This is a genomic window from Streptomyces sp. NPDC044033, from assembly GCF_056434425.1.
This window is the reverse complement of sequence record NZ_JBWKFF010000004.1, coordinates 102,287-121,265: the sequence shown is the minus strand read 5'-3', so window position 1 is coordinate 121,265 and position 18,979 is coordinate 102,287. Positions and strand designations below refer to the sequence as shown.

Below are 18,979 nucleotides of genomic sequence, written 5' to 3'. Positions count from 1 at the left end.
CCAGGCGTCCGACGCTGCAACCTCACTTCGCCGGTCTCTTTTCGGTGCCGGCCTTGCTCTGCCCGGCTTGCGTGGCAGGGGCCCGCTCGTCGAGCTGGGGGCCGCGTCGCCCCCGTTGGTGGAGTCGCTGGCCAAAGTCGTTGCCGTTGGCTCGAAGGAGGCCAGGCGATGAGCCGGAGCATCGCAAGGGCCAATCTCTCTCAGCTGATGGCAGCAAAGGGAGAGCGCGGCGTGCTCCTGGTGTTCAAGCAGCCCGGACAGGATGAGGCCGCGGGAGAGGCACCAAACAACGGTCACAAGGAGGAACAGCATGAGCCCAGGCAAAGAAGAGCCCGAAGGAACCGACGACCGCGAATACGATTCGGAACAGGACCGAGACAAAGCCACCGACCCGGCTGACCCGAATGCGTCCGACGGAGACCCCCAGAGTCGCCCCAAGTAGAGACAGAGGAGGTGAGCGGTGACGACACATCAGTATGTGAAACGCGATTGCGCCCGAGAGATCACCAGGCTCGGATATTTCGCCGGTAATAGCCGACTGCGCGACGCATTCGACAACGTTCCTCGCGAGGCATTCGCGCCCGATCGATTCTGGCTACCGGAAAGGGACGCTACCGGCCGTTTCCCGCTGGTGAGCCGGAACAACTCACCAGATTCATGGAATCGCGCAGTGTACGACGCGCACACCGCAGTCATCACACAGATGAACGATGGGCAAACCGCGCCCACCGAATCAGCGCAGGGACGATTCACATCATCACTCTCCGCGGCCGGCATCGTAGTCAAAAAGCTGGCGCTACTCAATTTGCAGCCAGGCCACCGCGTACTAGAAATCGGTACCGGCACTGGCTACAATGCGGCGCTGCTTTGTGAGTGCGTCGGACCGGACGGCGTAGTGACAGTGGAGATCGCCCCGGATCTCACTGATCAAGCACGGATCACGCTGAGCCAAACGGGATATTCCCCAATGGTCGCCTGCGCAGACGGTGAAAACGGATATCCGGAAGCAGCGCCATACGACCGGATCATCTCCACTGCATCCGTGCGACAAGTGCCGTACGCATGGGTGGAGCAATCCGTTCCCGACGCCGTGATCCTCACCCCGTATGGGTCATCAGCCCTGGTGCGTCTGAGGGTGGATGGCCACGGGGCCGCATCGGGAATGATCGTCGGCACTGCCTCATACATGGCCGTCCGCAGCCAGCGTGGCACATCCGGGCCCAATCTGGATGAGATGCTGAAAGACACATGGAGTAAGGGCGCCAAAGGCCACCGGAGCTTGGACCTATCCTTCATCCATAGCACGGATGGACAATTCGCGCTCCAGCATCTCGTGCCGGACATCTTGATTGAGTTCGGCAAGAGTGCGACATACGCCTATACCCGTGACGGCTCCGCGTGGGCTGCCGTGTGGCCAGACTCCGTGGTCAAGCAGTGGGGAGCTAGACGCCTCGTCGACGAGCTGGCACACGTAGTGAATTGGTGGCACGGAGCTGGCATGCCGGTGATCACTCGGTATGGGCTCACCGTCACAAAGGCTGGCCAAAGGCTTTGGCTGGACACACCTGACAACCCTGTACGTCCTGTCAGGTAAAGACCGCCCCGTTCGTGTGTTTCCCCCGAGGCATGCGGACGGGGATTTCTGTCTCCCGAACCGCGAGGAACACCCATATTGCGTTGTACGGCCTGCCACGCCGGCCCAAGCCACCCTACTGATCCTACTCAACTGGCCGGCGGGAAGATTGGCTCTGCGCGTAGCTCCTGCCCAACTGACTGATCTTACTCAACTGCCTCTGTGCGGCTGGCGTTGCCAGTCGTCCGGTCCTGCACGTACGTGCCACGCTGCGGCACAACAAGAGGGCCGTCAGGGTTCCGCTCTGTTCTGGGGTCGGCACTGGGGCATTTTCCAGTTCAGCGGCTACCCAGTCGTCCAAACCGACCCGTGTTCGACCGTTCCATCTGCTTCCTTCCTGTGCTTCCATCATCGCCCCCTACGTCGGCAGGAAGGACGCGAAGCAGCGCGTCGACCAGCGGTCGGTCGCGGTCCTGCGTCAGGCGGGCCCGGGCGGCAGCGGGTGGCAGCCACAGCAGCCGGTCCACCTCGCGGTTGAGCTCGAAAGAGCCCCGCGTCGCCTCCGCCGCCCAGTACCGGACCTCCTTGGGCCGCCCGCTCGCCATGTAATGCGCGGTGGGCAGGACCGCACCCGGCTCGCACTCCATACCGGTCTCCTCCAGCACCTCGCGCTTCGCGCCGCTCAGGGCGTCCTCGCCGCGCTTCAGCTTGCCCTTGGGGTGCGACCAGTCGTCATATTTGGGCCGATGTACGAGCGCGATCTCCAGCTGTCCGTCGACCGGACCGCGCCGCCACAGTACGCAGCCCGCCGCGCGGACCGTCCCGTCCACCATCGTCATCCCGTCGCTCCGCCCATCGCTCGTCTTCTACGGACGTACGGCGCCCATCGGCGTCAGGGCGCCGTCCTCGCCGGTGTCACCGCCAGCCGCTGCCAGATCCGCCCGAAGGAGAACCTCGCCGCCTCCACCTCGTGCCGTTGATCGGCGTGGAGCACGCCGAGAGCGTACGCGGTGGCGGGGGCGATACGGGGCGTACGGGCGGCGGAGGCGGCAGCGGCGGCGGCCTCGGCGGCGTCCCGGTGCCGGTCCAGCGCCTGGCTCGCGCCCAGCAGCCGCACCGCGAAGCCGGGTTCCCCCTCGCCCTCCGCGAAACCCGGTACGTCCAGGACCTCTTGGGCGTACCGGCGCAGCCGTACGAGCTGCCGCACGTGGTGCCAGGGCGCGTCCTGGCGCTCCGCGGCGGGCGGCGCGTCGGCCGCCGCGGTGGCGGCCAGGCCGTGGACGAGCGCCTCGGCGTTGTACGGGTGCCCGGCCAGGCCCAGCGGCAGCGCCTGCACGGCCTCGATGAGCCGCTGGTGCGCGTGCTCGGCCAGCCTCGGCAGCGCCTGGTGGGCCAGGAGGTCCTCGGCGGCGGGGTCCAGCGGCGCCTCGGAGGCGAGCACGGCGACCGCGTCGGCGACCGCGTGGAACCGCGAGGACCCCAGCGACTGGAGCGCCGCCGAGTGGGCGCGGGTCCGTGCCAGCGTCAACTGCCGCTCCAGCAGGGCCCCCGCGCGCGCCGCGCCCACCGTCAGCGCGCTCGTCGGCCGTTCGCCGTCCCGCTCCGCCGCGCGGGCCCGGTCCCGCTCATCCGCCGGTTGCGGCCGCCCGGCCGCCCCGGAGAGGCGGTGCAGGGCACCGCGCAGCCGCGCCAGCCGCGCCGCGTACGCGTGCTCGCGCGCCAGCGTTCCCGTCAACCAGGCGAGTTCCGAACGGAGTTGGTCCGCCCAGACGGTGTCCGTCAGCGGACGGTAGACGTACAGCGCCCCGCTGATCCGCCGCGCGGAGCGGCGCAGCAGCCGCGCGGCCTCGACGGCGTCGTCCGCGTCGGCACCGCTCTCCGAGTGCAGCCGCAGGCTGCGCAGGAAGTCCGCCGCCCGCGCGTTGAGGTAGCGGGAGAGCACGTCGGCCGCGGTCGGTTCGGACGGTCCGGCGGCAGCGGGCCCTCCCCCGGTGGTCGAAGTGGTGGCCGAAGCGGTGGCCGGAGCAGTGGTCGAAGCAGTGGCCGGAGCAGCGCCCGCCGTCCCGACTGCGTGGTTCATCATGGTGTCCTCCCCCCTGAGGCTGTCTTCGTGGCGGTCCGCACGGCCCGGCGCCGGGACTTCGGCCGAAGCGCTCGAAGCGCTCGAAGCGGCCGAAGCGACCGGCCTGGCCGAAGTCCGCACGTCATGGGGTCGCTGATGAGCCACGCCGGCGCCTCCGGGCGTCTATGAGCATCTCCTGCACGTTCCGCAACGGCCCGCCGTCCCCGTCCGTGGCGTGCCGCGTCCAGCCACCGTCCGCACCGAGGTGCCAGGAGGCCGTGGTGTCGGACAGGCCCGACTCCAGCAGCCGGTTCAGCGCGGCGCGGTGGGCCGGGTCGGTGACCTGTACCAGTACCTCGATGCGCCGGTCGAGGTTGCGGTGCATCATGTCGGCGCTGCCGATCCAGACCTCGGGCTCGCCTCCGTTCCCGAAGGCGAAGATCCGGGAGTGTTCGAGGAAGCGGCCCAGCACGCTGCGCACCCGGATGTTCTCGCTCAGCCCCGCCACGCCCGGCCGCAGCGCGCAGATGCCGCGCACCCACACATCGACCGGCACCCCGGCCCCGGCGGCCCGGTACAGCGCGTCGATGACGGCCTCGTCCACCATCGAGTTGACCTTGATGCGGATGTACGCGGGCCGCCCGGCGCGGTGGCCCGCGACCTCCTTGGCGATCCGCGAGAGCAGGCCGTCGCGCAGCGACCTGGGGGCGACCAGCAGCCGCCGGTAGTCCTCGCGCAGGGAGTACCCGGACAGCCGGTTGAAGAGGTCCGAGAGGTCCGCGCCCACCTGCGCGTCGGCGGTCAGCAGGCCGAGGTCCTCGTAGCGCCGCGCCGTCTTCGGGTGGTAATTGCCGGTCCCCACATGGGAGTAGCGGCGCAGCGTGTCGCCCTCCTGGCGCACCACGAGGGAGAGCTTGCAGTGCGTCTTGAGCCCCACCAGCCCGTAGACGACGTGGCAGCCCGACTCCTCCAGCTTCCGCGCCCACTTGATGTTGGCCTGCTCGTCGAAGCGCGCCTTGATCTCCACCAGGACCAGGACCTGCTTGCCCGACTCGGCGGCGTCGATCAGCGCGTCCACGATCGGCGAGTCGCCCGAGGTCCGGTACAGCGTCTGCTTGATGGCCAGCACGGCCGGGTCGGCCGCCGCCTGCTCCAGGAACGCCTGGACCGAGGTCGAGAAGGAGTCGTACGGGTGGTGCAGCAGCACGTCCCGCTCCCGCAGCGCGGCGAAGATGTCGGGCGCGGACGCGGACTCCACCTCGGCGAGGTCCCGGTGGGTGCCCGCCACGAACTTCGGGTACTTCAGCTCCGGCCGGTCCAGCGAGGCGATCCCGAACAGCCCGGTCAGATCCAGCGGGCCGGGCAGCGGGTAGACCTCGGCGTCGGAGACCTTGAGCTCGCGGACCAGCAGGTCGAGCACGTACGGGTCGATGGACTCCTCGACCTCCAGGCGCACCGGCGGCCCGAAGCGGCGCCGCATCAGCTCCTTCTCCAGCGCCTGGAGGAGGTTCTCGGCGTCGTCCTCCTCGACCTCCAGGTCCTCGTTGCGGGTGACCCGGAACATGTGGTGCGCGAGCACCTCCATGCCGGGGAAGAGGTCTTCGAGGTGGGCCGCGATGACGTCCTCAAGCGGTACGTACCGCTGCGGCGAAGCCTCCAGGAAGCGGTGCAGCAGCGGCGGAACCTTCACACGTGCGAAGTGGTCGTGTCCGCTGACCGGGTTCCGTACGACGACGGCGAGGTTGAGCGAGAGCCCCGAGATGTACGGGAAGGGGTGCGCGGGGTCCACGGCCAGCGGGATGAGCACGGGGAAGATCTGCTGCCGGAAGAGCGTGCAGAGGCGGCTCTGCTCCTTCTCCGTCAGCTCGGGCCAGCGGATCAGGTGGATGCCCCGCTCGGCCAGTTCGGGGGCGACGTCCTGCTGGTAGCAGGCCGCGTGCCGGGCCATGAGCTCCCGCGACCGGGTCCAGATCAGCTCCAGCACCTCGCGGGGCTGGAGCCCGGAGGCCGAGCGGGTCGCCACACCGGTCGCTATGCGCCGCTTGAGACCCGCGACCCGGACCATGAAGAACTCGTCGAGGTTGCTGGCGAAAATGGCCAGGAAGTTCGCCCGTTCGAGGAGCGGCGTCGCCGGGTCCTCGGCGAGTTCCAGCACGCGTTCGTTGAACGCGAGCCAACTGCGCTCCCGGTCCAGGAACCGGCCGTGCGGCAGTTCCCCGCCGTCCGCCTCCCGGGCTGTGCCCTCGTCGTACCCGTCGTACGCGTCGGGGTCCGCGTCCAGGTCGGGGTCCAGCTCCCGGACGACGGGCGCGCCCACGGCGTGCGGGCGGTGTGCCGCTATGGAGCCGACCGACGGCTGCGGGGGCGGGTCGGCCGGCGCCTGGGTCCGAGCGCCCTTACGGGGGCCCGACGAACGCTCCTCAGGAGAATGCGGCATGTGGCCATTGTTCCGCGCGAGCGCTACCGCGGGCGCGTCGGAAAGCGGCTCATGGGCGGCGCGGAGCCGGCGGTCGGGGGGATCGGGCACAGCGGGGTGCATCCAGCGATGCTCGCAACCGCAATTGAATCGCCGGTAACGCGCACATGGCGCTTAGGAAATCGGGACGCTACCCCGCGGCGTCGACGCCGCCGCGGGAAGCGTCGCCCCCGGAGCCCGTGTCAGCGGCGGCCGCGCCGCATCCAGCGCACCGCGAACCAGGCGGTCAGCGCGGCGAGTACGGCGATCAGCGCCGCCTGCGTCCACTGGAGCGACCAGAACTGCGAGAAGGGGTGGTAGTCGCGGAACTCGCCGATCACGTGGTGATCGGCGAGGCACTGGTCCCATACGGCCGAGCGGCCCGGACACGTCTCCTCCGGCAGGTGGCCGCCGCTCGCGGTGACGTAGCCGTGCCGCCACCCCCAGTCCATGCTGTTCAGGGTCGGGAGGTCCTTGCCGACCTTCGTGAGGGACCCCGCCAGGTGCGGGCGCAGCGCCCCGACGGCCCAGGTCAGCGCCGTGAAGACGACCAGTGTCACGGCCATCGAGACGAGCGTGCGCCGGATCAGCAGCCCCGCCACCGCGCCGACGGCGATGCCGAGCAGCGCGTACGCGACGGGCACGATGCCGAGCGTGTCGAAGCCCTGGTACCAGCGCTGGCCGGGGAGCAGGTCCTGGACCGGCCACCAGGCCCAGGTGTGCAGCGCGCTCAGCGCCGTGACGCCGGTCACCGCGGCCACGGCCGGCAGCGCCAGCTTGGCCGCGAACCAGCGCATCGGGGAGACGGACTGCGTCCAGGCCAGCTGGTACGTGCCGCTCTCCAGCTCGCGGGCGACCACCGGCCCGGCCACGAACAGGCCGAACAGCAGCGGCAGGAACCCGATGAACCGCCCGGTCGCGTACAGCAGATCGCCGTACTGCGTCTGGAACCTCAGGGCGTCCGTGACGCAGTCCGTGTCGGCCCCGGCGCAGTGCTTCATGGTCGTACGTACGTAGTCCGTCATCGCGGTGCGCAGCCACACCAGCTCGATGACGAGCGCGAGGAAGAGGACCGCCGAGATCCACAGGGTGAGCCGGTGCTGGCGCAGTACCAGCCAGGTGACCCCGCGCACCGGCGAACGGTGCGGGTCCGGGGCGGTGTGCGGCGCGGTCTCGGTCATCGTCGTCGTCATGCCGCCCTCCGGACGCGCGGCTCGGCACTGGGGGTGAACAGGCACGGGGCGGCGGGCGAGCGCAGATAGCCGAGGAGCAGTTCCTCCAGGGACGGTTCGACGGCCTCCCAGGGGCCGGCGACCGGGCCCTCGGACCGGACGAGCGCGGTGAGCTGGCGGCCCGTGGTGCGCGACTCGATGACGGTGTGCGGCGCCAGTTCCGCCGGGCGCGCCACGCCGTCGCTGCGGCCGACGACCAGGGAGTGGGTGGCGAGCAGGTCCTCCACCTCGCCCGCGAGCCGCACCCGGCCGCCGGCTATCAGCAGCAGGTAGTCGCAGACCCCGTCGAGGGAGGCGAGGACGTGCGAGGACATCACGACGGTGGTGGCGTGCTCCGCGGCCTCGGTCATCAGGGCGGCCGTCATCTCGTGCCGCACGAGCGGGTCGAGGTCGCTCATCGGCTCGTCCAGCAGCAGGATCTCGGGGCGTTTGGCGAAGACGAGGGCGAGTGCGACGCGGGTCCGCTGGCCGCCGGAGAGGGCGGCCACCCGCCGGCCGAACGGCACGTGCCCCTCGCCCAGGATGCGTTCCGCCGTGGCCTGGTCCCAGCGTCCCGGGTTCAGCTCGCGGCCCACCCGCAGCGTCTCGCGGACGGTGAGGTACGGGTAGAGCGGCTTGTCCTGGGCGAGGTAGCCGACGCGGGGCCGCAGGCCGGGGTCGGCGGGTTCGCGGCCGAAGATCTCGATCCTGCCCTCGGTCGGCCGCCGCAGCCCCGCGGCCAGCGCCAGCAGCGTGGACTTGCCCGCGCCGTTGGGGCCGACGAGCGCGCAGACGCGGCCGGTGGGAAGCCGGAAGGAGCAGTCGCGCAGGGCCCGGCCGCGCCAGTGCTTCACGCCCAGCCCGACCGCCTCCACGGCGGTCCGGTCCGGCTGGTAGGTCAGGTCGGTCATCCGGTTCCTTCGGTCACAGCGTTCGGTGCGGGCGACGGGCTGCCATCGTCGAATTCCGCTTCCAGTACGGACATGGCCAGCGCGGCCGCGTCCTCCCGGTCGAGCCCGGCGGCGCGGGCGCGGCCCATCCAGTCGGCCAGCTCGGCGCGGAGCGGCGAGTCGGCGGCGGCCCCCGCCCGGGCGAGCGACCGGCGCACGAAGGTCCCCAGGCCGGGGCGCGCCTCCACCAGCCCCTCGCGGTCCAGCTCCCGGTACGCCTTGAGAACGGTGTTGGGGTTGATGGCGGTGGCCGCGACGACCTCTTTGGCGGTGGGCAGCTTGTCGCCGGGGGCGAGCAGCCCCAGCCGGAGCGCCTGTTTGGTCTGCTGGACGATCTGCAGATAGGTGGCGACTCCGCTCCGCCGGTCGATGCGGAACTCGACCACGCACATCACCCTTCCACTATTTGCCTAGTGAAAGGGTGATGTGTGGCACTGCCCGGTGTCAAACGGGCGCGGGGCCGCAGAGCCGTACGGGCGCGGGCCGGCCTGCGGGGCCGCTAAGCCGTACGGGGGCGGGCACCCGTACAAGCCCGTACGGCCGGGACGGGTACCCGTACGAGGGCGCGGCCGCCCGTACAGGCCCCGCCCCGCCCCCGCCGGATACCGCCCGCGCTCAGGTCTCCGTCCGGTACATCAGGTCAGTCTCGTGCGTCACGAACCCGAGCCCCTCATAGACCGTGACCGCGGGCACGTTGTCCGCGTCGACGTAGAGCATCGCCGTCGGCAGCCCCTCGGCAGCCAGGTGCCGCAGCCCGACCGCGGTCAGCGCCTTGCCGAGCCCGCCGCCCTGCGCGCCCGGCCGCACCCCGAGCACGTACACCTCGCCGAGCCCCTCGGCCGCGTGCACCTTCGTCCAGTGGAACCCGACGATCTGCCCGTCCCGCTCCGCGAGGAAGAACCCCTTCGGATCGAACCAGTCGGCCGCCTTGCGGTCGTCCAGGTCCCGCTGCGTCAGCGAGCCCTGCTCGGGGTGGTGCGCGAAGGCCGCCGCGTTCACCGCCAGCCACGCCGCGTCGTCCTCGCCGGGCCGGAAGGCCCGTACGGACACCCCGGCCGGCAGGGCCGGCTCGCCGATCTCCAGGTCGCCGAGCGGCCGCCGCAGCTGCCGCAGTTCGCGGAAGAGGGCGAGCCCGAGCACCTGCGCCAGGTGCCGGGCCGCCGGGTGGCCGCCGTGCGCCCACACCCGCAGCCGCTTGCCGGACTCCCGCAGCAGCGCGCTCCCCAGGGCCCGGCCGTGGCCCCTCCCCCGGCGCCCGGGGCGCACCACCAGCTCCGCCGAAGGGGCCTCCACCGGGTCCGCGTCCTCCAGCTGCCCGTATCCGACGAGCTCCCCGCCCCCGGCCCACAGCAGCAGATGCCGCACCCCGGCCCGCCGGCCGCGCAGGTGCAGCCGCCCCTGCTCGGAGACGGCGGACTGCCCGTCCGCACGGGCCGCCTCCTCCACCAGGTCGAGCACGGCCTGTGCCGTCTGCGGCGCGAGCTCTTCCAGCACCTCGATCCGGCGCTCGCCGGTCGTCTCGTTCACCATGTCGCTCATGGAACGAGCCTACGGCGGCGACGCCGCGCGCCCCCTCTGCGTCGACGGGCGGCAACGGTCCCGTAACCCGTTCCTCCTGTCGGGCTACGCGCGCGGACCGTAAGCTGCCGCCCACTTGGACGCACTCGCCCCGCCGCCCACGAGGGGGACCCATGGCCGCCACACCGCAACGGAAGCGCCCGGCCCGAAGACTCATGGCCGCCGCGGCGGCGCTCGCCGCCACCGCCGGCGTGCTCTCCGCCGCCGCCCCGGCCGGCGCCGACAGCGCGCCCGCCGCGCGGCACCGGCCCCAGCACACCGTCGACGTGCAGCTGCTCTCCTTCAACGACCTGCACGGCAACCTCGAACCCCCGCAGGGCGCCTCCGGCACCGTCACCGAGCGGCAGCCCGACGGCACCGCGAAGCCGGTGCCCGCGGGCGGCGTGGAGTACCTCGCCCACTCCCTGCGTACGGCCCGCCAGGGGCACCCCTACTCCGTGACCGCCGCCGCCGGCGACATGATCGGGGCGAGCCCGCTGCTGTCGGGGCTCTTCCACGACGAGCCGACCATCGAGGCGATGAACCGGCTCGGCCTCGACGTGACCTCCGTCGGCAACCACGAATTCGACGAGGGCCGGGCCGAGCTGACGCGCATGCAGCGCGGCGGCTGCCACCCCAAGGACGGCTGCTTCGAGAAGGGCAAGACCTTCAAGGGCGCCGACTTCCCCTATCTCGCCGCCAACGTCACCGACGAGAAGACCGGCCGCCCCATCCTCAAGCCGTACACCGTCTGGAAGCACAAGGGCGTCCGGATCGGCTTCATCGGCGTCACGCTGGAAGGCACGCCGGACGTCGTCACGGCGGAGGGCGTCAAGGGGCTCACGTTCCACGACGAGGTCGAGACGATCAACAAGTACGCCAAGGAGCTGAACCGCCAGGGCGTGAAGTCGATCGTCGCCCTCATCCACGAGGGCGGCCTGCCGGCCTCGTCCTCCTACAACTACGACTGCGACAGCCCCGGCCCCGGCGACGGCATCTCCGGGCCCATCGCCGACATCGCCAAGCACGTCACGCCACGGGTCGACGCGCTCGTCACCGGCCACACCCACCAGGCGTACGCCTGCACCATCCCGGACCCCTCCGGCACCCCGCGCACCGTGACCTCCGCCGCCTCCTTCGGCCGGCTGTACACGGACACGACGCTCACCTACGACCGGCGCGGCGGCGACATCGTCCGCACCAGCGTGCGCGGCCCGAAGGCCGTCAACCACGTCGTGGACCGCACGCAGCCGAAGGCCCCGGACATGACCTCGCTGCTGGCCCGCTGGAACAAGCTGGCCGCGCCCGTCGCCGACCAGCCCGTCGGCTACATCTCCGCGGACATCGACGGGCGGGGCTCGGCCGCGTACGAGAAACCGCTCGGCGACGTCATCGCCGACGCCCAGCTCGAAGGGCTGGCCCCGGACGGCAAGGGCGGCGCTCAGATCGCCTTCATGAACCCCGGCGGCATCCGCTCCGACCTCGCCCACAAGGCGTCGGGCGGCGAGGGCGACGGCGTCGTCACCTACGGCGAGGCGTTCACGGTCCAGCCCTTCACCAACATGATGACCACCGTGGACCTCACCGGCGCCCAGGTCGTCGCCGCCCTGCAACAGCAGGTCAGCGGTGCCAACGCGGCGCAGCCGAAGATCCTCCAGATCTCGAAGGGCCTCACCTACACCCTCGACCTCACCAAGTCGGGCGCGGACCGCGTCGTGACCGGCTCCGTCAAGCTGGGCGGCGCGGCGATCGACCCGTCCCGGACCTACCGGGTGGCGATGAACGAGTTCCTCACCGGAGGCGGCGACGGCTTCCCCGCCTTCAAGGAGGGGAAGAACAGACTCGTCGGCGCGTCCGACCTCGATCTCTTCGTGGCCTACCTCAAAGCACACTCCACACCGTCCGCACCGCTGACCCCGCCGCCGGCGGACCGCATCACCGTCGTCACGTGACGCCGTTCTCCTCGCGATTGCGCTGAGAGCATGGGCCACTTCCGTACCACACCGCCGTCGGGCAGAGTCGCCTCCATGAGGCTGCTGATACTGGGTGGAACGGAATTCGTGGGCCGGGCCGTCACGGAGGAGGCGCTGGCGCGGGGGTGGCAGGTGACCGTGTTCCACCGCGGCCGCCACGCCCCGCCGCCGGGCGTCACCGCCGTGCTCGGCGACCGGACCGCCGAGGGCGGCCTGGCCGGGCTCGCCGAGGGTGAGTGGGACGCCGTCGTCGACACCTGGGCGGGCGCGCCCTCGGCCGTACGGGACGCGGCCCTGCTGCTCGCCGACCGCGTCGCGCGCTACGCCTACATCTCCAGCCGGTCCGTCTACCGGCACCCCTGCGCGCCGGGGCTGGACGAGAGCGGCGCGCTGGTGGACGGCTCGCCCGACGCCGGCGACGTCGAGTACCCGGAGGCGAAGCGGGGCGGGGAGCTGGCCGCCCTCGCGGCCTTCGGCGACCGGGCGCTGCTGGTACGGGCCGGGCTGATCCTCGGCCCCTGGGAGAACGTCGGCCGGCTGCCGTGGTGGCTGGACCGGATGGCGCGCGGCGGCCCCGTCCTGGCCCCCGGGCCGCGGGACTCGGGTGTGCAGTTCATCGATCCCCGCGACCTCGCCCGCTGGACCCTGGACGCGGTCGAGCGGGGGCTCGGCGGCCCGTACAACCTGGTGAGCCCGCCGGGCCACGCCACGATGGGCGAACTCCTCGACGCCTGCGCGCGCGTCACCGGCGGCGGGGCCGAACTGCGCTGGACCGATCCGGAGACGATCCTCGCCGCGGGCGTCGAGCCGTGGATCGAACTGCCCGTCTGGCTGCCGCCGGGCGAGCTCCACGACACCATCCACACCGGAGGCGCGGTCAAGGCGATCGCCGCCGGGCTGCGCTGCCGCCCGGTGGGCGAGACGGTGGCCGACACCTGGACCTGGCTCCAGTCCCTGCCCGGCGCCGCGCCGCAGCGCTCGGACCGCCCGGTCAAGGGCGTCTCCCCGGAGAAGGAAGCGGCGATCCTGGGGATCTGACCAGGTCACCGGAGCGTGAGGGCGCGCGGGAGGCCGCGCGCCCGGCCGCTGACGGCCCGTAGCCGGGCGCCCACTGTGGCGGCCGGCCAGCCGGTCAGAAATGGCGTTGATTCCGTACGTACCGCCGACAGGACTTGCGTTCGAGGGGATCAAGCATGGTGGGATGGCCCGATGCGCTCCCCCACACGCATACCCAACCCTCCCCATGACCCCGTCGCGCGCTCCCCCCGCTCACCGCACGACGATCCGACCCCCCGCCCGTACACCAACCCTTACGACGAACTCGGCGCACTCGCCGGACCCGAGGACGACCCGCTCCGCCTCGGCCTGCGCTACGACGACGAGCAGCACTCCGACGGCTCCGAAGACGAGTGGTCGCCGCCGGTGCACCGGCGCGGCGGCCGCGGCCGCAAGCGGTTCGCGGCTGTCCCCATCACCGTGAAGCTGGTGTTCACCGCCCTCTTCTGCGCCGCCTTCGCCCTGCTCGCCGACCGCTGCGCGGTGATGTACGCGGAGAAGCAGGCGCAGCACAAGCTCCAGCAGGAGCTGCACCTCGCGACCGCGCCCGAAGTGGACATCCAGGGCTTCCCGTTCCTCACCCAGGTCTTCGACAAGCGCCTGAAAGAAGTGGACGTCACGATCCCGGACGTCGCCGCCGACCGCGTCTCGCTCGCGAAGGTACGGGCGGCCGCCAAGGACGTACGGATCATCGGCGACCTGCCGACGTCCGTGCGCGGCGCGGTCATCGGGAACATGGACGGCGACGTGCTCCTGACCTTCGAGGACATGAACCGCGAGCTCGGCGCGTCGCAGGTGAAGTTCAGCGACCGCGGCGACAACTCCGTCCGCGCCGACGGCAAGCTGACCGTCGCCGGGCAGGAACTGCACGTCGAGGCCGAGGCGCACGTCCGCCGCGAGGGCGACCGCGGCGTCTCCACCGACATCGACGGCATGGTCCTCGACATGCCCGGCGTGGCCGCCTACCGGCCCGGCAAGCACGAGGGGCTCCGCCTGCACCGGGAGCTGGCCGACCGGATCAGCCGGGACGCGGCGCGCGCGAAGGCGATGCTGTCGGTGCCCGCCATCGTCGACCGGCTCGGCGTGCCGCACGGCACGGTCAAGGCCGCGCTGCACAACCAGGACCGGCTGCACCAGCTGACCGGGGCGCCGCGCTTCGTCGACAAGCTGATGAAGGTCAACCTGGTGGACGTGGTCGTGGACCACCCGTGGCTGCTGGAGAAGGTCGGCATCGACCCGAAGCTGATCTCCGGGGTGATGAGCCTCAAGCCGCCGGAGCTCTCGGACCGGCTGTCCCTCGCCTTCCAGCTCCCCAAGGAGGCGAAGGACCTGCACCTGCGGAACATCAAGGTCGAACGGGACGGCATCCGCGCGGACCTGGTGGGCTCGGACCTGCCGTTCGGCGACGCGAAGAAGTAACCGCGCGAGACCCCGCCCGCTACAGAGCGGGCGGCTCCGTGGGCGCCCCCGGAATGCGCAGCGACGCCACCGTCCCGCCGCCCTCCGCCCCGCGCAGCGCCACCTCGCCGCCCGCCTGCTGGACGGTACGGGCCACGATCGACAGGCCCAGCCCGCTGCCGGGCAGGCTGCGGGCGGACGGCGAGCGCCAGAACCGCTCGAAGACGTGCGGGAGGTCGTCGGCGGGGATGCCCGGCCCCCGGTCCCGTACGGTCAGCTCGCCCTTGTGCAGCGCGACGTCCACGACACCGCCCACCGGGCTGAACTTCACCGCGTTGTCCAGCAGGTTCACCAGCGCCCGCTCCAGCGCGGCGGGTTCGGCCCGTACGTACCAGGTCTCAAGCTCCGCGTTGACGGTGATCCCCGTGCCGCGCAGCCGGGCCCGCCGCACCGCCCGTTCGGCCGCCTCGTGCAACGCCACCACCTGCAACGGTCCGCTGCCCGGCGCGGCGTCCGGGCGGGACAGCTCCTGGAGGTCGCCGATCAGCTCGGACAACTCCGTCATCTGCGCCTTCACGCTGGCCAGCAGCTCCTTGCGGTCCTCGGGCGGGATCGCCCGGCCGGTGTCCTCGCTGCGGGCCAGCAGGTCGATATTGGTGCGCAGCGAGGTGAGCGGGGTGCGCAGTTCGTGCCCCGCGTCGGCGATCAGCTGCTGCTGGCGGTCGCGCGAGGAGGCGAGGGCGGCGGTCATCGAGTTGAAGGAGCGGGAGAGCCGGGCGATCTCGTCCTCGCCCTCGACGGGGATGCGTACGGCCAGGTCCTCGGTGCGGGCGATGTGCTCGACGGCGCCGGTCAGCCGGTCCACGGGGCGCAGCCCGGAGCGCGCGACCCACAGCCCGGCGGTCGCCGCGCCGACGACGCCGACCCCGGCGACGGCGACGAGGAGCAGGGCCAGCCGGTTGAGCGCGCCGTCGATCTCGCTGAGCGGCCGGGAGATGGAGACGGTGTACTGCCTGTCGGCGACGACCAAGTTCCGCGTGAGCACCCGGACGGGCTCGCCCTTGTCGGTGGTGCCGTCGTGCAGTGCGCTCCGCTCCAGCCCCTGCGCGACCGCGATGTCCGCGGTCGCCACCTTCACAGCCTGTGACCACTGCCCGATGCAGCGGGTTCCGTCGGGCTGGACCACCTGCATAGCGGCCACGACCGGGGGCCCTTTGTCATTGCCCGTGGACTGTTCGGAGCGGCATCTGATCGCGGCTTCCTGGATGTAGCCGCCCTCGACGGTGGCGCTCTGCAGCGAGCTGTCCAGTTCGTCCCGCAACTGGGTCCGCGTCAGGAACCAGCAGCCGAACGCGGAGGCCGCCACCGCGACCGCGACGGCCGCCGCCGTCAGGATGGCCAGCCGGGAGCGCAAGGGCAGCCGGTTGAACCGGCGCGCCGCCGGTGTCGTCATTCGGCGCCGCCGTCGGACCGGAGCACGTACCCCACACCGCGCACGGTGTGCACGAGCCGCGCCTCCCCGCCGGCCTCCGTCTTGCGGCGCAGGTACATCACGTAGACGTCGAGGGAGTTGGAGGACGGTTCGAAGTCGAAGCCCCAGACCGCCTTGAGGATCTGCTCCCGGGTGAGGACCTGGCGGGGGTGGGCGAGGAACATCTCCAGCAGGGTGAACTCCGTGCGGGTCAGCTCCACGTGCCGGGAGCCGCGTACCACTTCGCGGGTGGTCGGGTTCATCCGCAGGTCGCCGAAGGAGAGCACGTCGTCGTCCTCGCCGTGGCCGGCGTCGGACGCGGCGGCGTACGAGCTGCGGCGCAGCAGGGCCCGGATGCGGGCCAGCAGTTCGTCCAGCTCGAAGGGTTTGACCAGGTAGTCGTCGGCGCCGGCGTCGAGGCCGGTGACCCGGTCGCCGACGGTGTCGCGGGCGGTCAGCATCAGGATCGGCACGGTGATCTTGTTCGCGCGCAGCCGCCGGGCCGCGGTCAGGCCGTCCATGCGGGGCATGAGGACGTCGAGGACGATCAGCTCGGGGTCGTAGCCGGCGACCTTCTCGACCGCGTCGAGGCCGTCCACGGCCAGCTCGGTGCCGTACCCCTCGAAGGCGAGGCTGCGGCGGAGCGCTTCGCGGACGGCCGGCTCGTCGTCGACGATCAGGATGCGGGCGGGCTGGTCGCCGTGTTCGGCGGGGCTCATCGGGTTACCTCACGGTGTGACAAGGGCGGGCTCACTGGGCGTTCGCAAGCGTCGCACGATGTCGCGGTCAGCCGTTCCCGCCGCTGCGCAGTTTGGCGAGGTCCGCCTTGACGGTGTTGATGGGTATCGAGAAGCCGAGGCCGGCGGAGCCGGATTCGCTCGCGGACGAACCGGTGGGGTACATGGCCGAGTTGATGCCGACGATCTGGCCGTTCATGTTGATGAGGGCGCCGCCGGAGTTGCCGGGGTTGAGCGAGGCGTCGGTCTGTATGGCCTTGTAGGTCGTCTTGGAGGAGCCGGTGTCGCCGTTGTACTGGTTGCCGCCGAACTCGAACGGCCACTGCCGCTCGCCCCCGCCGCCGGGCCCCTGCTGCTCCTGCCCCTTGCCCGGTTCCTTGGCGACGGTGACGTCGCGGTTGAGGGCGGAGACGATGCCGCTGGTGACCGTGCCGGTCAGGCCCTCCGGCGAGCCGATGGCGACGACGTCGTCGCCGACCTGGACCTTGCTGGAGTCGCCGAGCGAGGCGGGCTTGAGGTTCTTGGTGTCCCGCGTCTTGAGGAGCGCGAGGTCCTTGTCGGGATCGGTGCCGACGACATCGGCCGTCCGGGTGGCGCCGTCGCTGGTTTTGACCTTGACGGTGTCCGCGCCGGAGACGACGTGGTTGTTGGTGACGATCTCGCCGCTCGCCGTGACCACCACCCCGGAGCCGGTGGACTGCCCGGAGGCCGTGGTGGCCTGGACCTCCACGATGCTCGGGGAGACGGCCTTGGCGACGGCGGCGACGCCGCTGCTCTTGGTGGCCGCGTTGGCCACGGGCATCGCGGCGCTGCTGCTCGACGAGGTGTTCGTCAATTCGCCGACCAGCGCGGCCGTGCCGCCGCCGACCACCGCCGCGGCCAGGGCCACGGCGGAGAGCAGGCCGACGGTTTTGCGGGCGCCGCGCCGGACGGGGGCGGGCGCGGCGCCCGCGGCCGGAGAGCCATCACCGTGGAACGCGGCGCCGCCGGGACCCCCGTGGCCGCCGCCTTCACCGCTGCCGCCACTGCCGCCGGCGGGCCACACGGTCACACCGGTCGCCGTGGTGACCGGCTGCCCGTGCTGCCCGTACTGCGGGGACGGCCCGTAGTACGGGGGCCGCGGGGGCTGCTCGGGCTGCTCCGGCGTGTGCGCCGGGGTCTCGGGGTAACCGGAAGGCTGCTGCTGATAGGGGTCCTGGGAACCGCTGGGGCGGTGGCTTTCGGTCATGGGTATGACTTTGCTCTCGAATCATGAGAACTGTCTGAGGGCTTACTGAGAAGCCCGACAGAAGTAGGTATGCCCGAAATAAAGATCTGGAACCAGGGTCGGGCGCGGGACCGCTACCGGGCCTCCGGTCGGCCCCCGCACCCGCAGGAGCGGCGCACCACGAGCGCCGACGGGAACTGCTTGAGCCGCTCCCGCCGCGACCCGGCCACCCGCAGCCCCTCGTCCAGGACCAGGTCCACGGCCGCCCGCGCCATGGCCGTACGGTCCGAGGAGACCGTCGTCAGCGGCGGGTCCGTCAGCGCGGCTTCCTTCACATCGTCGAACCCGGCCACGGCCAGCTCCCCCGGCACGTCGATGCGCAGCTCGCGGGCGGCGCGCAGCACCCCGATGGCCTGGTCGTCGGTGGCGCACACGATGGCGGGCGGCCGGTCCGGGCCGGCCAGCAGCTCCAGCGCGACGATGTAGGCGTCATAGCGGTTGTACGGGGCCTGGAAGAGCCGCCCCTCCAGCGGCTGGCCGGCCTCGCGCATGGCCCGCCGCCACCCCTCGACGTGGTCCGTCACCGGGTCACCGATCGTCGGGGTCTTCTCGGTGCCGCCGAGGCACGCCACGTACGGATGGCCGTGCTCCAGCAGGTGCCGGGTGGCGAGCTGCGCCCCGCCGACGTCGTCGGTGACGACGGCCACGTCGTCGATGGCGTCCGGGCGGCGGTGCATCAGCACCACCCGCGCCTCCCAGGCGTCGATCTCCGCCGCGGCGTGCTCGCTCGGGCCCTGGCTGATGAGGATCAGCCCGGACACCCGCATCCCCAGGAACGCGCGCAGGTAGTGCACTTCGCGCTCGTCGAGGTAGTCGGAGTTGCCGACGAGCACCATCTTCCCGCGCTCGGCCGCGGCCTGCTCGACGGCGTGCGCCATCTCCGCGAAGAACGGCTGGCGGGCGTCGGGCACGATCAGCCCTATGAGGTCCGTACGCCGCGAGGCCATCGCCTGCGCGACCCGGTCCGGCCGGTAGCCGAGTTCCTTGATCGCCGCGAGTACCCGCTCCCGAGTGGCCGGGGCGACCGGCCTCGGTCCGTTGTTGATGACATAGCTGACGACCGCGGTCGAAGTCCCCGCCAGCCGTGCCACGTCGTCCCGCGTCACCTTGGCCACGCGCGGCAGTCTACGCGGCTGAATGGCTGAACACGCCGCCCGGCGACCGGGGTACGGGGCCCGCCCCGAGGCCCCCGCCCGGCCCTGTCCGGCACGGGCGCCGACGCCCGGTCACCGCCCGGTTCAGGGCCGGTGCCATATCCCCGGCCGGGCG

The 18,979-nt window shown here is 71.8% G+C and carries 14 protein-coding genes and 1 pseudogene; 4 read left to right on the top strand and 11 right to left on the bottom strand.

Going from position 1 to position 18,979, the window contains the following annotated elements; genetic code table 11:
* The first annotated feature begins 460 nt into the window (after positions 1-460).
* A complete protein-coding gene (locus AC07AB_RS09945) occupies positions 461-1,594 on the top strand; it encodes a methyltransferase domain-containing protein (protein ID WP_478562962.1) in 1,134 nt (377 codons plus the stop codon).
* 410 nt (positions 1,595-2,004) lie between these two features.
* On the opposite strand, the pseudogene AC07AB_RS09940 reads toward AC07AB_RS09945, so the two are convergent.
* From AC07AB_RS09940 to mshD, 7 genes and pseudogenes are all read right to left on the bottom strand, one after another.
* Positions 2,005-2,412, bottom strand: a pseudogene (locus tag AC07AB_RS09940) (NUDIX hydrolase); the annotation flags it as partial.
* Positions 2,413-2,465: 53 nt separating this feature from the next.
* Positions 2,466-3,656, bottom strand: a complete 1,191-nt coding sequence (locus tag AC07AB_RS09935) for a CHAD domain-containing protein (RefSeq protein ID WP_478562959.1) — start codon at positions 3,654-3,656, stop codon at positions 2,466-2,468.
* A 121-nt stretch (positions 3,657-3,777) separates the two neighbouring features.
* Positions 3,778-6,174 carry an RNA degradosome polyphosphate kinase gene (locus AC07AB_RS09930; protein ID WP_478562956.1) on the bottom strand — a complete coding sequence of 799 codons (2,397 nt, stop codon included), beginning with the start codon at positions 6,172-6,174 and terminating at the stop codon, positions 3,778-3,780.
* 119 nt (positions 6,175-6,293) lie between these two features.
* Positions 6,294-7,283 (bottom strand): ABC transporter permease, encoded by a 990-nt coding sequence (locus AC07AB_RS09925; RefSeq protein WP_478562953.1) that lies wholly within the window; start codon positions 7,281-7,283, stop codon positions 6,294-6,296.
* On the bottom strand, positions 7,280-8,212 hold the full coding sequence (locus AC07AB_RS09920) for an ABC transporter ATP-binding protein (protein ID WP_478562950.1): 933 nt from the start codon (positions 8,210-8,212) through the stop codon (positions 7,280-7,282). Before AC07AB_RS09920 ends, AC07AB_RS09925 begins: the two co-directional genes overlap by 4 nt.
* A complete protein-coding gene (locus AC07AB_RS09915) occupies positions 8,209-8,637 on the bottom strand; it encodes a GntR family transcriptional regulator (protein WP_478562947.1) in 429 nt (142 codons plus the stop codon). Before AC07AB_RS09915 ends, AC07AB_RS09920 begins: the two co-directional genes overlap by 4 nt.
* Positions 8,638-8,866: 229 nt before the next feature.
* The gene (mshD, locus tag AC07AB_RS09910) at positions 8,867-9,790 is read right to left on the bottom strand and encodes a mycothiol synthase (protein WP_478562944.1); all 924 of its coding nucleotides are present in this window, start codon (positions 9,788-9,790) and stop codon (positions 8,867-8,869) included.
* Between the two features lie 152 nt (positions 9,791-9,942).
* Between mshD and AC07AB_RS09905 the strand changes: the two genes are divergently transcribed.
* The 3 genes from AC07AB_RS09905 (at position 9,943) to AC07AB_RS09895 (ending at position 14,256) form a co-directional block, all read left to right on the top strand.
* The gene (locus AC07AB_RS09905) at positions 9,943-11,760 is read left to right on the top strand and encodes a bifunctional metallophosphatase/5'-nucleotidase (RefSeq protein ID WP_478562942.1); all 1,818 of its coding nucleotides are present in this window, start codon (positions 9,943-9,945) and stop codon (positions 11,758-11,760) included.
* 75 nt (positions 11,761-11,835) lie between these two features.
* Positions 11,836-12,819, top strand: coding sequence for an NAD-dependent epimerase/dehydratase family protein (locus AC07AB_RS09900; protein WP_478562939.1), 984 nt, complete (start codon positions 11,836-11,838; stop codon positions 12,817-12,819).
* A gap of 171 nt (positions 12,820-12,990) precedes the next feature.
* Positions 12,991-14,256, top strand: a complete 1,266-nt coding sequence (locus tag AC07AB_RS09895; protein WP_478562937.1) for an LmeA family phospholipid-binding protein — start codon at positions 12,991-12,993, stop codon at positions 14,254-14,256.
* Positions 14,257-14,275: 19 nt separating this feature from the next.
* On the opposite strand, the gene AC07AB_RS09890 is transcribed toward AC07AB_RS09895, so the two are convergent.
* The 4 genes from AC07AB_RS09890 to AC07AB_RS09875 form a co-directional block, all read right to left on the bottom strand.
* Positions 14,276-15,688, bottom strand: coding sequence for a sensor histidine kinase (locus AC07AB_RS09890; RefSeq protein WP_478562935.1), 1,413 nt, complete (start codon positions 15,686-15,688; stop codon positions 14,276-14,278).
* Complete coding sequence (locus AC07AB_RS09885) at positions 15,685-16,425, bottom strand: response regulator transcription factor (RefSeq protein WP_478562933.1); 741 nt, start codon at positions 16,423-16,425, stop codon at positions 15,685-15,687. The genes AC07AB_RS09890 and AC07AB_RS09885 overlap by 4 nt, the downstream gene beginning before the upstream one ends.
* A gap of 67 nt (positions 16,426-16,492) precedes the next feature.
* Positions 16,493-17,671 (bottom strand): S1C family serine protease, encoded by a 1,179-nt coding sequence (locus AC07AB_RS09880; protein ID WP_478562931.1) that lies wholly within the window; start codon positions 17,669-17,671, stop codon positions 16,493-16,495.
* Positions 17,672-17,784: 113 nt separating this feature from the next.
* Positions 17,785-18,825, bottom strand: a complete 1,041-nt coding sequence (locus tag AC07AB_RS09875; RefSeq protein ID WP_478562928.1) for a LacI family DNA-binding transcriptional regulator — start codon at positions 18,823-18,825, stop codon at positions 17,785-17,787.
* Positions 18,826-18,979 lie beyond the last annotated feature (154 nt).

Excerpts from the sequence above, each read along its gene's own strand:
- AC07AB_RS09935 (WP_478562959.1), bottom strand. The coding sequence starts at position 3,656 with ATGATGAACCACGCAGTCGGGACGGCGGGCGCTGCTCCGGCCACTGCT.
- AC07AB_RS09930 (WP_478562956.1), bottom strand. The coding sequence starts at position 6,174 with ATGCACCCCGCTGTGCCCGATCCCCCCGACCGCCGGCTCCGCGCCGCC.
- AC07AB_RS09925 (WP_478562953.1), bottom strand. The coding sequence starts at position 7,283 with ATGACGACGACGATGACCGAGACCGCGCCGCACACCGCCCCGGACCCG.
- AC07AB_RS09920 (WP_478562950.1), bottom strand. The coding sequence starts at position 8,212 with ATGACCGACCTGACCTACCAGCCGGACCGGACCGCCGTGGAGGCGGTC.
- mshD (WP_478562944.1), bottom strand. The coding sequence starts at position 9,790 with ATGAGCGACATGGTGAACGAGACGACCGGCGAGCGCCGGATCGAGGTG.
- AC07AB_RS09905 (WP_478562942.1), top strand. The coding sequence starts at position 9,943 with ATGGCCGCCACACCGCAACGGAAGCGCCCGGCCCGAAGACTCATGGCC.
- AC07AB_RS09900 (WP_478562939.1), top strand. The coding sequence starts at position 11,836 with ATGAGGCTGCTGATACTGGGTGGAACGGAATTCGTGGGCCGGGCCGTC.
- AC07AB_RS09895 (WP_478562937.1), top strand. The coding sequence starts at position 12,991 with ATGCGCTCCCCCACACGCATACCCAACCCTCCCCATGACCCCGTCGCG.
- AC07AB_RS09890 (WP_478562935.1), bottom strand. The coding sequence starts at position 15,688 with ATGACGACACCGGCGGCGCGCCGGTTCAACCGGCTGCCCTTGCGCTCC.
- AC07AB_RS09885 (WP_478562933.1), bottom strand. The coding sequence starts at position 16,425 with ATGAGCCCCGCCGAACACGGCGACCAGCCCGCCCGCATCCTGATCGTC.
- AC07AB_RS09880 (WP_478562931.1), bottom strand. The coding sequence starts at position 17,671 with ATGACCGAAAGCCACCGCCCCAGCGGTTCCCAGGACCCCTATCAGCAG.